The sequence below is a fragment of the Aureimonas sp. Leaf427 genome, from assembly GCF_001425485.1.
In the GTDB taxonomy this organism is placed as follows: Bacteria; Pseudomonadota; Alphaproteobacteria; order Rhizobiales; family Rhizobiaceae; genus Plantimonas.
On the sequence record NZ_LMQW01000023.1, the window covers coordinates 17,554 to 30,694 of the forward strand.

Here is a 13,141-nt window from a genome sequence, read left to right on the forward strand (position 1 = left end):
ACGCTTCTGGCGTCGGACGCCGTCGAGGCCTATGTCGGGGCGGAAATCGCAATCGATCAAGGCTTCCTTCCATGATCCGGAAATCCTTTCTCTTCGGCACGGCGGCCATCGCGCTGCTCGCCGGGGCGCCTCTCGCGACGACGTTCTTCGGCGCAGCTCCGGGCGCCGTCGCTCAGGCCCAGACTGCTCCCGTCCCGATCGCCCCCGCGACTTCGCCGACGGCGGTCCCGCAGGATGCCGCCGAGATCAAGCTTTCCTTCGCGCCGCTCGTGAAGACGAGCGCGCCGGCCGTGGTCAACGTCTATGCCGCGCGCAAGCTCGTCGCCCGGTCGCCCTTCGAGGGCGATCCCTTCTTCGAGCAGTTCTTCGGCCAGCGCTTTCGTCAGCAGCCGCGAATCGAATCCTCGCTCGGCTCCGGGGTGGTCGTCGATGCGAGCGGCCTGATCGTGACGAACAACCACGTCATCAAGGATGCCGACGAGGTGAAGGTCGCGCTGTCCGATGGGCGCGAGTTCACCTCTCGCATCCTCATGAAGGACGAGCGCGCCGATCTCGCCGTTCTCAAGATCGACGGCGACGAGCCGTTTCCGGCGCTGAAGCTGGCCGACTCCGACGAGGTGGATATCGGCGATCTCGTGCTCGCCATCGGCAACCCTTTCGGCATCGGCCAGACCGTGACGAACGGCATCGTTTCGGCGCTTGCGCGGACCCATATCGGCGTCAATGATTTCGGCTACTTCATCCAGACCGATGCCGCGATCAATCCCGGCAATTCCGGCGGCGCGCTGATTGACATGCGTGGCGAGCTGCTCGGCGTGAACACGGCGATCTATTCGCGCTCGGGCGGTTCGAACGGCATCGGCTTCGCCATCCCGTCCAATATGGTGCGCGTCTTCGTCGAGGCGGCGCGCAACGGCGGGCGCTTCGAGCGGCCCTTCATCGGCGCGACCTTCGCGCCCGTGACGTCCGACATCGCGGAGGCCGTGGGGTTGGAGCGCCCGGCGGGATCGCTCGTCGAATCGCTCTATCCGGGCGGCCCGGCGGAGAAGGCGGGCGTCGAGCCCGGCGACGTCGTCATGTCGATCGATGGGTTCGCCATCGGCAATCCCGATACGCTGGGCTACCGTCTGGCGACCGCCGGAATCGGCAAGTCGGTGCAGCTCGAGGTGAACCGCAACGGCGCCTCGAAGACCCTGACGCTTTCGCTGGCCGCGCCGCCGGAGGTCCCGGCGCGGGAGGCCAAGCATATCGGGGGCGAGACGCCCTTCTCGGGCGCCACCGTCGCCAACCTGTCGCCACGGCTTGCCGATGAACTCGACATGACGCAGACGCTGAAGGGCGTCGTCGTCACCGAGGTCGAGCCGCGGTCCTTCGCCGCCCGCTTCGGCCTGCAGGCGAAGGACATCGTCGTTTCGGTGAACGGGCGCGCGGTGGACACGACGGCGGCGCTGGACAAGCTGGCGGCCGACGGGCGCCGAGGCTGGGTCTTCGAGATCGAGCGTGACGGCAAGCGTCTGACGCAGCGCGTGCGCTGAGCGGAAGGGCAGGGCGATGGCGGACCTTTTCGGCGAAGCGCCGCCGACCGAGCGCCGGGATCGGAATGCCGCGCCGGATGCGTCCCGCCCGCTCGCCGACCGGCTGCGGCCGCGGCTTCTGTCCGAGGTCGTCGGGCAGGAGCATCTGACCGGCGAGAACGGCGTGCTCTCGCGGATGCTGGCGAGCGGCACGCTCGGTTCGATGATCTTCTGGGGCCCGCCCGGCACGGGCAAGACGACCGTGGCGCGGCTTCTCGCCAACGAGGTCGACTTCGCCTTCGAGCAGATTTCCGCGATCTTCTCCGGCGTCGCGGACCTGAAGAAGGTGTTCGAGACGGCCCGGATGCGGCGCGGGAACGGGCGACAGACGCTGCTCTTCGTCGACGAGATCCACCGCTTCAACCGCGCGCAGCAGGACAGTTTCCTGCCCGTGATGGAAGACGGGACCGTCGTGCTCGTCGGCGCGACGACGGAGAATCCGTCGTTCGAGCTGAACGCCGCTCTCCTGTCGCGTGCGCGCGTTCTCACCTTCCACCCGCATCAGGCCGAAAGCCTCGGCCGACTCGTCGTTCGGGCGGAGGAGGTGGAAGGCAAGCCGCTGCCGCTCGACGAGGAGGCGCGCGCCGTTCTGCTTCGGCTGGCCGACGGGGACGGGCGGGCCGTTCTGACGCTGGCCGAGGAGGTCTGGCGCGCGGCCAAGCCCGGCGAGACCTTCGACGCCGTGGAGCTTCAGACGATCGTCCAGCGCCGGGCGCCGGTCTACGACAAGGGCCAGGACGGCCACTACAATCTGATCTCGGCGCTCCACAAGTCGGTGCGCGGATCGGACCCGGACGCGGCGCTCTACTACCTCTGCCGCATGCTCGATGCGGGCGAGGACCCGCTCTATCTCGGGCGCCGGCTGGTGCGCATGGCGAGCGAGGATATCGGCCTCGCCGATCCGCAGGCGCTCGTCGTCGCCTCCGCCGCCAAGGACGCCTACGATTACCTCGGCTCTCCCGAAGGCGAACTCGCGCTGGCCGAAGCGACGGTCTATCTCGCCACCGCACCGAAATCGAACGCGCTCTACACCGCCTACAAGGCCGCGATGCGGGCGGCCAAGGAGAACGGCTCGCTCCTGCCGCCCAAGCACATTCTCAATGCGCCGACGAAGCTGATGAAGGGCGAAGGATACGGCACGGGCTATCGCTACGACCACGACCAGCCCGACGCTTTTTCCGGCCAGGACTATTTTCCGACCGAGCTCGGCCGCCAGAGCTTCTATCGCCCGGTCGAACGGGGCCTCGAGGCGACGCTCGCCAAGCGCATGCGCCATTGGCAGGCGCTGCGCGAGGAGCGGGCGGCGGAGGCGGACGAGCCATGATGCGGCAGATCGCCCTCGTCGCCTTCGGCGGTGCGGTCGGGTCGGTGCTCCGCCATCTCGTCGGTCTCGGCGCCGCGAGACTTTTCGGCCCCGCCTTTCCCGCGGGAACGCTTGCGGTCAATCTCGCCGGGTCCTTCGCGATGGGTCTGCTGGTCGAGGTTCTCGCGCGCCGGTTCGGCGGGTCGCCGGACCTGCGACTGCTTCTCGCCACCGGGCTCCTCGGCGGCTTCACCACCTTCTCGTCCTTCACGCTCGACGTGGCCGCGCTGGCGGAGCGCGGAGAGCTTGGGCTCGCCTTCATCTACCTTGCCGCATCGATCCTTCTCGGGCTCGGAGCGCTCTTCGCCGGGCTTGCCCTCGCACGTCACCTCGCCTGATGCTATGGCCTTCCCGAGCGAGAAGGGAATGTCGATGTCGGTAGTTGAACAGGTGAAGGTGGAGCCGGACGAGGCGGGATTGCGTCTCGATCGCTGGTTCAAGCTCCATTATCCCGGACTCGGCTTCGGCCACCTCCAGAAGCTGCTGCGCTCCGGGCAGGTTCGCGTCGATGGCGGCCGGGTGAAGTCGGACACGCGGATCGCGCCCGGCCAGATGATCCGCGTGCCGCCGATCGGCACGGATGCGGCGCGCGTGAAGACCGGCCCGCTGACCATGGGCACGATGCGCAACCGCGAAGACGGCGACGTGCTCTCGCAGATGCTTCTCTACGAGGACGAGAAGGTGCTCGTCTTCAACAAGCCGGCGGGCCTTGCCGTGCAGGGGGGCTCCGGCGTCGCGCGTCATGTCGACGACATGCTGGAAGCCTGGCGCAACAAGAAGGGCGAGAAGCCGCGTCTCGTGCACCGGCTGGATCGCGACACGTCCGGCGTTCTCGTCGTCGCCCGCACGCGGCTCGCCGCCGTGTCGTTGACCAAGGCCTTCCGCGAGCGCGACACGAAGAAGACCTATTGGGCGCTGGTGAAGGGCGTTCCCTCGCCGAAGGAAGGCCGGATCTCGACCTATCTGGTGAAGGAGCAGACCGAGGATGGCGACCGCATGCGCATCGCGCGGCATGGGGACGAGGGCGCCGATCATGCGGTGTCGAACTATCGCCTGATCGACCAGCTCGCCCAGCAGTTCGCCTGGATGGAGTTCGAGCCCTATACCGGGCGCACGCACCAGCTGCGCGTCCATGCCGCCCATATCGGCCATCCCATCCTCGGCGATCCGAAGTATTTCGAGCACGACACGAACTGGGACTTCCCGAGCGGCGTCCAGAAGCGGCTGCATCTCCATGCGCGGCGCATCGTCATTCCGCATCCGGCGGGCGGCGTCATCGACCAGACCGCGCCGCTGCCGCCGCACATGGTTCAGACCTGGAACCTCTTCGGCTTCGACGAATCCTTGACGGGCGACTGATGCACCTCATCCTTTTCGACTGCGACGGGACGCTGGCCGACAGTTTCGGCCTGATCTCCGAGACCATGCGCCGAACCTTTCGCCTGAGCGGCTTCGAGCCGCCGGTCGAGGCCGCGATCCATGCCGTGATCGGCCTCTCCCTCGGCGAGGCGATCCAGAGGCTTCGGCCGAGCGTGGACCCGGCGGACCTGCCCGCCATGGTCGAGGACTATCGCACGAGCTTTCGCAGCATTCGCGAGGATCAGGCGTTTCGCGAAACGCTGTTTTCGGGCATTCCGGAGCTGCTCTCGCGGCTGCATGCGGAGCCGTCGATCCAAATCGGCATGGTCACGGGCAAGACGCGGCGCGGGGTCGATGCCGTCGTCGCCACTCACGAGCTGGACGGCGTCTTCTCCGCCATCCGCACCGCCGACGACTGCCCCTCCAAGCCGCATCCGGCCATGGTGCTGGAATGCTGCGCGGAAACCGGCATTCCGCCCGAGCGCACCATCGTCATCGGCGACGCGATCTTCGACATGGCGATGGCCCGCAATGCCGGCGCCGCCGGCCTCGGCGTCGCCTGGGGAGCCGGCTCCGGCCCGGACCTGATCGAGGCGGGCGCCGCGGCGATCGCCGCCGATGTCGCGGAGCTCGGCGGTCTGATCGACCGCTGGATCGCGGCGGCTGCAAATGCAGAACCCGAGCGGACCAGCGCGGTGCTGTCGTGAGTGATCTTCCGCAGCGGGTCGAGCTTCCCAAGCGATTCTATACGGCGGTCGAGGTCGTTCCGGCGGCGGGTGGTTTCACCGTCCATCTCGACGGGCGAGGGGTGAAGACACCGGCTCGCCGCCCGCTCGTCGTGCCCGCCGAGCCAGTGGCGGCCGCGATGGCGGCGGAATGGGAGGCGCAGCGCGAGCGCATCGATCCCGCGACCATGCCAATGACGCGGCTCGTCAACACGGTGATCGACGGCATCGCGGAGACGGCGGAGGAAACGCGGGCCGATCTCGCGCGCTATGTCGAGACCGATCTTCTCTTCTACCGCGTCGGCGAACCCGCGCGCTTTGTGGCGCGGCAGCAGGCGATCTGGGACCCGATCCTGAAGGGCGCGGAAGTCTCGCTCGGGCGACGGTTCGTTCTTGGCGAGGGCGTGATGCATGTCGCGCAGCCGGCGGAATCGATCTCGGCCTTTCGCGAGCGAATCGAGCGCGTGAACGACCCCTTCGCCATCGCGGCGCTTCACCAGATCACGACGCTGACGGGCTCGGCGCTGATCGCGCTCGCACTGCTCGAGGGCCGGCTCGACGCGGAAGCCGCCTGGGCTGCGGCGCATCTCGACGAAGACTGGAACATCGAACTCTGGGGCGCCGACGCGGAGGCGAGCGCTCGCCGCGCGGCTCGGTTCGTCGATATGGAGACGGCGGCCGAGCTTCTCGCTGCCGTGACCGAGGCGCCGACGCCGCAGGCGATGTGATCGGCGCAGCTGATCGGCGCCGGGACGGCGATCGCCACGGCGCCTTGAGTCTCGATACGCCGCAGGACGCTCCGCAACGCGATTCGCGCCGAATGTGTCAGATTCCGGCGAACCAGTCGTAGCCGTTGTCTTCCCAATAGCCGCCCCGGCCGCCGCCGAAGCGATCGAGGCTGTCCGTCAGTTCGATGCCGGCGATGTATTTGGCCATCTTGTAGCCGAGCTGCCGCTCGATCCGGACGCGCAGCGGCGCGCCGTTGGCGACGGGCAGCGCCTCGTCGTTGCAGCCATAGGCGAGGATGGTCTGGGCATGCCGGGCGTCCACGAGATCGATCGATTCGTAGTACTTCACCGGAGCGGTGAAGCCGCCGCCGTAGGAATCCATGCAGGAGAAGACGGCGAAGCGGGCGCCCGAGCGCACCCGGGCCCGATCCAGCACGAAGGCCAGCGGCACGCCCGTCCATTTCGCGATGCAGCTCCAGCCCTCCACGCAGTCGTGCCGCGTGATCTGCGTGCGCGAGGGCATGGCCTGAAGCTCCGCCAGCGAGAGCGAGAGCGGCGTCTCGACGAGGCCCGTGACCTGCAGCCGCCAGTCGGCGAAGCCGTTCGCGGCGAGTTTCAGATAGTCGGCATCCTGCGGATCGATCGTGCCGTTGGGGCGTGCGCCCTGGCGGATCTCGGTCGCAGAGAACTCCTTGGCGAGACTGTCCGTGCCGAGCAGCATGCGCTGGACGCGGTAGGTCAGCGAGTTCGCGGTCTCGAGCACGCTGCGCACGGCGCTCGTGCGATCTCCCGCGGCGTCGAAACAGCCGGTGAGGGAGAGGCCGGCCGCGGTCACGGCGGAACCAGTAAGGAAGCGGCGCCGGGAGAGTTCGATTTTCGCCATCACTCGGTCTCCGCATCGGTGCGATACCAGCCGGTGACGATCGAGCGCAGCTCGTTCAACGGCCCGGCCGCGAGCACCATGACGATGTGCACCACGAAGAAGCCGACGAGCGCCAGCATGGTGATGAAGTGGATCGTGCGCGCCGTCTGGCGTCCGCCGAAGACGTCCGTGATCCAGGGGACGAGCGCATTCGTGCCCGGCGACATGGCGAGGCCCGTCGCGATCATCAGCGGCAGCGCGACGCAGAGGATCGAGAAATAGCTGAGCTTCTGCAAGACGTTGTAGTCGCGCTTTCGATCGAATTCCAAGCGGGCATGCGCCCGGACATCGGTGCCGAACTCGCGGAGATCCTCGCGTCCAGGAAGGATGTCGCGTTTCAGGTGCCCGTTGGCGAGGCTGGCGACGAGCCAGACGAGAAGCGTAGCGGCCAGCGCCCAGGCGAAGAAGAAGTGGACGACGCGGCCGGAGCCGAGATCGCGATAGCTCGGGATGGTCATCCAGGTCGGGAAGGTGCGCGGCTGGAGGGTGCCGTTCACCCAGATCGCGCCGAGCCAGCCCGTCGTGTCGAAACGCCACCCGAAAAGGTCCACGAAGCCCCGCCGCGCGCCGTCGGTGATGGCGGAGCCGATCGTCAGGACCGCATTGTCGAACTCGAAGCCGGACTGATGGCCGATATAGAGATCGGGCCGCGCCATGAAGATCTGCAGCCCGGACAGGAGCAGGAAGAACAGGCATATCGCCCAGGCCCAATGCGTCACGCGCGTCGCAAGGCGCTGCTTGTAGATCAAAGCGCCGCCGCGCTCCGCGTCCGTCGTCATGGATCGCCTCCTCCCGCGCCGACCGGCCTACCGGCAGCGTGATATGGGACCCGTTCTACCATGCCGTTTGCCGGGCAGGAGGCCCGCCGTCGTCGCGGTCATCAAGGCTTCGTGCAGTGAAGGTTATTCCGCGGCACGCACCGCCTTGCGCAATGCGATGTCGAGCCGCTGGCGAAAGCGGGAGCGGTCGGCGGGCGTGTAGCTCTTGTTGTAGCCCTTGCTCTCGCCGGTCTCGCGCAGGTGCTGTTTGAACGCGCGCATGGAAAGCGCGGTGCCGATCGACTCCGGCGTGAAGTCGCGTCCGTCGGAGTTGAGGACGAGCGCCTGCTTCTCCAGCGCCCGGGCGGCCAGGGGAATGTCGGCGGTCACGACGACGTCGCCGGCCTCGAGCGCCTCCACGATCCAGTTGTCGGCGACATCGGCGCCTTCCGAGACCGTGACGATCCGCGCGCCGGGATAGCGCGAGGGGCGCATGCCGCCGTTGGAGACGAGGACGCAAGGCGTGTCGTGGCGGCCGGCGATCTCGATCGCCTCGTCTTTGACGGGGCAGGCATCGGCGTCGATGTAGAGCGTGGTCAAATCGTTTCCCTCCAAGCGTGCGGCGTCATAGCGCGGCCATGGTCGATCTGCCATGTCGGGTCATGAGCACAACGGCCCGTTTCGGAATCGCGTCTTCGCAGTCCCCGGCGCGGGGCGTCTCGCTGATGGTGGCCGGCTCGCTGCTCGTGCCGCTTCTGGACACGGCCGCAAAACTGCTCGGCGAGAATCACGGAATGCCGGCCGGGCAGATTTCCTTTGCGCGATTCGCGCTCCAGACGATCATGGTCCTGCCGGTGCTTCTGGCCCTTCAGGGGCGGGCGGGACTGCGGACGGTCCAGCCGGTGCTGAACCTTCTTCGCGGCGTTCTGCTCGCGGGCGGCACGATCGCCTTCTTCATCGCCCTCAAGGCGATGCCGCTGGCCGATGCGATCGCCATCTTCTTCGTCGAGCCGATGATGGTGACGGTTCTCTCCGTCCTGTTCCTGCGCGAGCGAATGGATGCTCGGCGCATCGCCGCAGTCGTCGTCGGGTTCGGCGGAGCGCTTCTGGTGATTCGGCCGAATTTCGTGGCGCTCGGTCCCGTCGCGCTTCTGCCGCTTCTCACCGCCGTCGTCGTCTCGATCTATCTCGTGCTCGGGCGGCACCTCTCGAAGACCACGTCTTCTTTGACGTTGCACTTCTACACCGGCCTCGGCGGAATGCTGACGATCACGGCGGTGCTGGCGGCGGCGTCGGGAACGGGCGTCCGGGAGCTGCAGCTGATCGAGCCAATCGGCTGGACCGTCTGGGGGCTCCTCATGGTGATCGGACTGATCGCCACCGTCGCGCATCTCATGTTCATCCAGGCCTACAGCCTTGCGCCCGCGTCGCTTCTGGCGCCCTTCGGCTATATGGAGATTGTGTCCGCGACCCTCTTCGGCTTCCTGTTCTTCGGCGACTTTCCCGATCCGATGAAGTGGCTTGGAATCGGCGTCATCGTCGCCTCGGGAATCGCGCTTGTCTGGACGGATCGGCCGGCGCGCCGCGAAGAGCTGCCGCCGACCGATCCGATCTGAAGCCAGCAGGCGCTAAGCGGCGAGCTTGGCCGCGTGGTAGCGCAGGTGGTCGTCCATGAAGGTCTGGATGAAATAGTAGGAGTGGTCGTAACCCTCCCGCCGGTTCAGAACCAGTCCGATGCCCGCCTTGGCGCAGGCTGCCTCCAGCCGCTCCGGCTGAAGCTGCGCTTCGAGGAAGCTGTCGCCGAGACCCTGGTCGACCAGGAATTCGGGGAAGCGCGCGCCATCCTCGATGAGGGCGCAGGCGTCGTAGCGGCGCCACGCAGCCTTGTCCTCGCCGAGGTACTTCGGAAGAGCCTTCTGGCCCCAGGGAACTTCGATCGGCGCGACGATCGGCGCGAAGGCCGATGCCGAGCGGTAGAGGTCCGGGTTCTTCAGCGCCAGCGTCAAGGCGCCGTGGCCGCCCATCGAATGGCCGAAGATCGAGTGCTGGTCGATGTTTACGGGGAAGTTCTCGGAGACGAGGCGAGGCAGCTCGTCTCGAATGTAGGTCTCCATCCGGAAGTGCGGAGCCCAGGGGGCCTCGGTGGCATCGAGGTAGAACCCCGCGCCCTGGCCCATGTCCCAGCCTTCCTCGTTTGCCACGCCTTCGCCGCGCGGGCTCGTGTCGGGGCAGACGACGACGAGGCCGAGCTCGGCGGCCATGCGCCGATACTCGCCCTTGTCCATGACATTGGCATGCGTGCAGGTCAGGCCCGACAGGTAGGTCACGACCGGGCAGGGCGCGGACGCGGCATGCGGAGGCACGAAGACCGCGAAGGTCATCTCCGTGCCCGTCGCCTCGGAGGCGTGGGCGTAGACGCCCTGCACGCCGCCGTGGGACTTCGTTTCCGAAATCGTCTTCATCGTCACGTCCTAGAACAGCACGACGGAGCGGATCGACTCGCCGGAATGCATGAGGTCGAAGGCCTTGTTGATGTCTTCGAGCGGCATCGTGTGCGTGATCATCGGGTCGATCTGGATGTGGCCCTGCATGTACCAGTCGACGATCTTGGGAACGTCCGTGCGGCCGCGCGCGCCGCCGAAGGCCGAGCCGCGCCAGACGCGGCCGGTCACGAGCTGGAAGGGACGGATGGAGATTTCCTGGCCGGCACCGGCGACGCCGATGATGATCGATTCGCCCCAGCCCTTGTGGCAGCATTCCAGCGCCTGGCGCATGACCTTCGTGTTGCCGATGCACTCGAAGGAATAGTCCGCGCCGCCGCCGGTCAGCTCGACGAGATGGTTGGTGAGGTTCTCCATGCCGACCGTCGCGGGATTGACGAAATGCGTCATCCCGAAGCGCTCGCCCCATTCCTTCTTGTCGTCGTTGAGATCGACGCCGACGATCATCTCGGCGCCGACCATCTTGAGGCCCTGGATGACGTTGAGGCCGATTCCGCCGAGGCCGAAGACGACGCCCTTGCAGCCGGGTTCGGCCTTGGCCGTTTTGATGACGGCGCCGATGCCCGTCGTCACGCCGCAGCCGATGTAGCAGACCTTGTCGAAGGGCGCGTCGGGCCGGATCTTGGCGAGAGCGATCTCGGGCAGGACCGTGTGGTTCGAGAAGGTCGAGCAGCCCATGTAGTGATGGATCGCCTGGCCCTTGTAGGAGAAGCGGCTCGTGCCGTCCGGCATCACGCCGCGCCCCTGCGTCGAGCGGATGGCCTGGCAGAGGTTCGTCTTCGGGTGGAGGCAGTACTCGCACTCGCGGCATTCCGGCGTGTAGAGCGGAATGACGTGGTCGCCCTTCTTCAGATGCTTCACGCCAGGGCCGACGTCGACCACGATGCCCGCGCCCTCATGGCCGAGAATGGCGGGGAAAAGCCCCTCGGGGTCGGCACCCGAGCGGGTGAACTCGTCGGTGTGGCAGACGCCCGTCGCCTTGATCTCGACGAGAACCTCGCCCTCCTTCGGACCTTCGAGGTCGACCTCGACGATCTCGAGAGGTTTTCCGGCTTCGAAGACGACGGCTGCTCTGGTTTTCATGGGGAATGGCTCCAAGGGCTGACGGTGCTCCGCCCCGTCCTTTCCATCCTTCGCGCCGGCCCGCAAGCCGTCCAGGCGTCACGCCTGCGTCTTTCGCGGCGCCTGCCGGCGCGGAAAGCGCGGGGCGGGACCGGCGGGCGAGAGGCCGACGATGCAGTCCGTCCCGGCCGAGCCACACCGCTCATCGTGGGATGGCAGGCGTCCGCCCGATGGCTCAGAGCCCGCTTCACCTAAGTCCCGTAACGCCCTGGTCCCAAAGGCTTCAGTCGTCGATCGTCTTGCCGAAGATCGCCTCGAATCGCTCGCGCAGCATCGTGTCGACCTCCGGCATGGAGACGGGAATGCCGAGATCGACGAGGCTGGTGACGCCATAGGCGCTGATTCCGCACGGGACGATGCCCGAGAAATGGCCGAGATCGGGATCGACGTTGAGGCTCACGCCATGGAACGTAACCCAGCGGCGTAGGCGGATGCCGATGGCGGCGATCTTGTCCTCGGCGGGCGAGCCGTCCGGCAGCGCGGGACGATCCGGGCGTCGAACCCAGACGCCGACACGGTCCTCCCGCCGCTCGCCGCGCACCTGCATCTCGTCGAGCGTGCCGATGATCCAGGCTTCGAGCGCCGCCACGAAGGCGCGCACGTCCGGCCGCCGGCGCTTGAGGTCGAGCAGGACGTAGGCCACGCGCTGGCCGGGCCCGTGATAGGTGTATTCGCCGCCGCGCCCGCTCGCATGGACGGGAAAGCGCGACGCATCCACCAGATCCTCCGGCCGCGCGCTGGTGCCGGCCGTATAGAGCGGCGGGTGTTCGACGAGGAGCACGCGCTCCGGCGCGATGCCGTCCGCGATCTCGCCGACCGTCCGCTCCATCAAGGCCACCGCTTCGTCATAGGGCGTCAGCCCCGGCAGGATCGTCCAGGCCACGGGCGGCGATTCCTCGCCGGGCAGGAAGGTCTCGGCACGGACCGACAGGCGTGGCGGCGACGGCGTGGGGGCAGGGGCGTTAGACATGGTTCCGATGTAGGCCGCCGGCACGCGCGGCGAAAGCTTTATGCGCCGAGTTCGTTTTGCGTGGTCGAAAGGGCTTGTGCGCTTCGAGAAGTCTTGTTACATCGCCGCCACCGGTCGAGAGAGACCGGCACACGGCGTGCGGTCGTGGCGGAATTGGTAGACGCGCAGCGTTGAGGTCGCTGTGGGGCAACCCGTGGAAGTTCGAGTCTTCTCGACCGCACCAGCCTTGTTTCAGAGGCTGGGTTCATCTTTGGATCTTCTCTGAAACCCACGCCTTCTACCAGGGCGCGGTGTTCAACTTCTCTCCCATTGACGTGCTTGTCTTCGTTCGGCCGGTGCTCTTTGCGCTGTGCCGCCGGATGATTGTGGTGCGCGCCCGGCCTTTGACGCCAGCGGGTCTGCAGGACGCAGAGCCTCACCGTCGGCTCTACGGGCCGCCCGACGCATCGAATTTCAGCTCATCCTCCCATGGACTCGCCATGCTTCATCCGAAGCATTGGGGCGCTTGCGAGTCGCTGCGTTCGGCGGTTCAGTCGGGAGCGGGCGCAGCCCTCGGGGTGGCTGCTCGCCAACGATGCTTCGAGTCACGAATCGCGGGATGCTCGGATGACGGATCAGCCGGTGCTGGAGGACGTGGCGCTCGAGGAGAGCCAATTGCGGTGGCCGGCCTTCGATGCCGACACGGCTTGGCGGCTCGGCAGCTGGATTCACGATCGCGCCAAGCGGGACGGCCTCGTCATTGCGATCGAGATCAGTCTGGCCGGCCATGTGCTCTTCGTCTCCGCGCTGCCGGGCGCGACGCCGGACAATGCGGAATGGATTCGCCGCAAGCGGAACACCGTCATGCGCTTCCACCGCTCCTCCCTCGCCATGCGCCTTCTCTGCGAGGCGAAGGGCGTTCCGCTCGCCCAGCGCTATGGGCTCGCTGAGGCCGACTATGTCGCGAGCGGCGGCGGGGTGCCGATTCTGATCGAGGGAACCGGCTGCGTCGGCGCGGTGGTGGTCAGCGGTCTGCCCGACGTTCGGGATCACCGGCTCGTCGTGGAGGCGATGCGCAGCCTGATCGGCCCGCAGCCGACGTGATTCTGAGGCTTCGGGGGCAGCGATTCCGGTAGAAAA

The 13,141-nt window shown here is 67.3% G+C and carries 14 protein-coding genes and 1 tRNA gene; 9 read left to right on the forward strand and 6 right to left on the reverse strand.

The window, feature by feature from the left end; genetic code table 11:
- Positions 1-71: 71 nt before the first annotated feature.
- Genes ASG62_RS13410 through ASG62_RS13435 form a run of 6 tightly spaced genes read left to right on the forward strand, consistent with a single transcriptional unit; the run spans position 72 to position 5,749 of the window.
- Complete coding sequence (locus ASG62_RS13410; RefSeq protein WP_082537020.1) at positions 72-1,535, forward strand: DegQ family serine endoprotease; 1,464 nt, start codon at positions 72-74, stop codon at positions 1,533-1,535.
- A 16-nt stretch (positions 1,536-1,551) separates the two neighbouring features.
- Positions 1,552-2,898: a replication-associated recombination protein A gene (locus ASG62_RS13415; protein WP_056691118.1), complete on the forward strand. Its 1,347-nt coding sequence runs from the start codon at positions 1,552-1,554 to the stop codon at positions 2,896-2,898.
- The gene (gene crcB / locus ASG62_RS13420; protein WP_056692104.1) at positions 2,898-3,275 is read left to right on the forward strand and encodes a fluoride efflux transporter CrcB; all 378 of its coding nucleotides are present in this window, start codon (positions 2,898-2,900) and stop codon (positions 3,273-3,275) included. The genes ASG62_RS13415 and crcB overlap by 1 nt, the downstream gene beginning before the upstream one ends.
- A 34-nt stretch (positions 3,276-3,309) precedes the next feature.
- Entirely contained in the window at positions 3,310-4,296 is a 987-nt protein-coding gene (locus ASG62_RS13425) for an RluA family pseudouridine synthase (RefSeq protein WP_056692107.1), read from the forward strand.
- Positions 4,296-5,003 carry an HAD-IA family hydrolase gene (locus ASG62_RS13430; protein ID WP_056691121.1) on the forward strand — a complete coding sequence of 236 codons (708 nt, stop codon included), beginning with the start codon at positions 4,296-4,298 and terminating at the stop codon, positions 5,001-5,003. Before ASG62_RS13425 ends, ASG62_RS13430 begins: the two co-directional genes overlap by 1 nt.
- Positions 5,000-5,749 carry an ATP12 family chaperone protein gene (locus ASG62_RS13435; RefSeq protein WP_056691124.1) on the forward strand — a complete coding sequence of 250 codons (750 nt, stop codon included), beginning with the start codon at positions 5,000-5,002 and terminating at the stop codon, positions 5,747-5,749. Before ASG62_RS13430 ends, ASG62_RS13435 begins: the two co-directional genes overlap by 4 nt.
- Positions 5,750-5,846: 97 nt before the next feature.
- Here the strand turns inward: ASG62_RS13435 and ASG62_RS13440 are convergent, their stop codons facing one another.
- The 3 genes from ASG62_RS13440 to ASG62_RS13450 all read right to left on the reverse strand — a co-directional run bounded on the left by ASG62_RS13440 (position 5,847) and on the right by ASG62_RS13450 (position 8,083).
- On the reverse strand, positions 5,847-6,632 hold the full coding sequence (locus ASG62_RS13440) for a molybdopterin-dependent oxidoreductase (protein ID WP_056691127.1): 786 nt from the start codon (positions 6,630-6,632) through the stop codon (positions 5,847-5,849).
- Positions 6,632-7,450 (reverse strand): cytochrome b/b6 domain-containing protein, encoded by an 819-nt coding sequence (locus ASG62_RS13445; RefSeq protein WP_056691131.1) that lies wholly within the window; start codon positions 7,448-7,450, stop codon positions 6,632-6,634. The genes ASG62_RS13440 and ASG62_RS13445 overlap by 1 nt, the downstream gene beginning before the upstream one ends.
- Before the next feature lie 123 nt (positions 7,451-7,573).
- Entirely contained in the window at positions 7,574-8,083 is a 510-nt protein-coding gene (locus ASG62_RS13450) for a YaiI/YqxD family protein (RefSeq protein ID WP_082537064.1), read from the reverse strand.
- 8 nt (positions 8,084-8,091) lie between these two features.
- On the opposite strand from ASG62_RS13450, the gene ASG62_RS13455 reads away from it, so the two are divergent.
- A complete protein-coding gene (locus ASG62_RS13455) occupies positions 8,092-9,045 on the forward strand; it encodes a DMT family transporter (RefSeq protein ID WP_056691137.1) in 954 nt (317 codons plus the stop codon).
- A gap of 12 nt (positions 9,046-9,057) precedes the next feature.
- On the opposite strand, the gene fghA is transcribed toward ASG62_RS13455, so the two are convergent.
- From fghA to lipB, 3 genes are all read right to left on the reverse strand, one after another.
- Positions 9,058-9,891, reverse strand: coding sequence for an S-formylglutathione hydrolase (gene fghA / locus ASG62_RS13460; RefSeq protein WP_056691140.1), 834 nt, complete (start codon positions 9,889-9,891; stop codon positions 9,058-9,060).
- Between the two features lie 9 nt (positions 9,892-9,900).
- Entirely contained in the window at positions 9,901-11,013 is a 1,113-nt protein-coding gene (locus ASG62_RS13465; protein WP_056691143.1) for an S-(hydroxymethyl)glutathione dehydrogenase/class III alcohol dehydrogenase, read from the reverse strand.
- Positions 11,014-11,275: 262 nt separating this feature from the next.
- Positions 11,276-12,022, reverse strand: a complete 747-nt coding sequence (lipB, locus tag ASG62_RS13470; protein WP_056692110.1) for a lipoyl(octanoyl) transferase LipB — start codon at positions 12,020-12,022, stop codon at positions 11,276-11,278.
- 138 nt (positions 12,023-12,160) lie between these two features.
- On the opposite strand from lipB, the gene ASG62_RS13475 reads away from it, so the two are divergent.
- Positions 12,161-12,245: transfer RNA gene (locus ASG62_RS13475), tRNA-Leu, on the forward strand.
- Between the two features lie 383 nt (positions 12,246-12,628).
- The gene (locus tag ASG62_RS13480) at positions 12,629-13,105 is read left to right on the forward strand and encodes a heme-degrading domain-containing protein (protein WP_056691146.1); all 477 of its coding nucleotides are present in this window, start codon (positions 12,629-12,631) and stop codon (positions 13,103-13,105) included.
- The last annotated feature ends 36 nt before the right edge of the window (positions 13,106-13,141 follow it).

Coding starts and splice junctions, on each gene's coding strand:
- ASG62_RS13410 (WP_082537020.1), top strand. CDS start 72: ATGATCCGGAAATCCTTTCTCTTCGGCACGGCGGCCATCGCGCTGCTC.
- ASG62_RS13415 (WP_056691118.1), top strand. CDS start 1,552: ATGGCGGACCTTTTCGGCGAAGCGCCGCCGACCGAGCGCCGGGATCGG.
- crcB (WP_056692104.1), top strand. CDS start 2,898: ATGCGGCAGATCGCCCTCGTCGCCTTCGGCGGTGCGGTCGGGTCGGTG.
- ASG62_RS13425 (WP_056692107.1), top strand. CDS start 3,310: ATGTCGGTAGTTGAACAGGTGAAGGTGGAGCCGGACGAGGCGGGATTG.
- ASG62_RS13430 (WP_056691121.1), top strand. CDS start 4,296: ATGCACCTCATCCTTTTCGACTGCGACGGGACGCTGGCCGACAGTTTC.
- ASG62_RS13440 (WP_056691127.1), bottom strand. CDS start 6,632: ATGGCGAAAATCGAACTCTCCCGGCGCCGCTTCCTTACTGGTTCCGCC.
- ASG62_RS13445 (WP_056691131.1), bottom strand. CDS start 7,450: ATGACGACGGACGCGGAGCGCGGCGGCGCTTTGATCTACAAGCAGCGC.
- ASG62_RS13450 (WP_082537064.1), bottom strand. CDS start 8,083: ATGGCAGATCGACCATGGCCGCGCTATGACGCCGCACGCTTGGAGGGA.
- ASG62_RS13455 (WP_056691137.1), top strand. CDS start 8,092: ATGAGCACAACGGCCCGTTTCGGAATCGCGTCTTCGCAGTCCCCGGCG.
- fghA (WP_056691140.1), bottom strand. CDS start 9,891: ATGAAGACGATTTCGGAAACGAAGTCCCACGGCGGCGTGCAGGGCGTC.
- ASG62_RS13465 (WP_056691143.1), bottom strand. CDS start 11,013: ATGAAAACCAGAGCAGCCGTCGTCTTCGAAGCCGGAAAACCTCTCGAG.
- lipB (WP_056692110.1), bottom strand. CDS start 12,022: ATGTCTAACGCCCCTGCCCCCACGCCGTCGCCGCCACGCCTGTCGGTC.
- ASG62_RS13480 (WP_056691146.1), top strand. CDS start 12,629: ATGACGGATCAGCCGGTGCTGGAGGACGTGGCGCTCGAGGAGAGCCAA.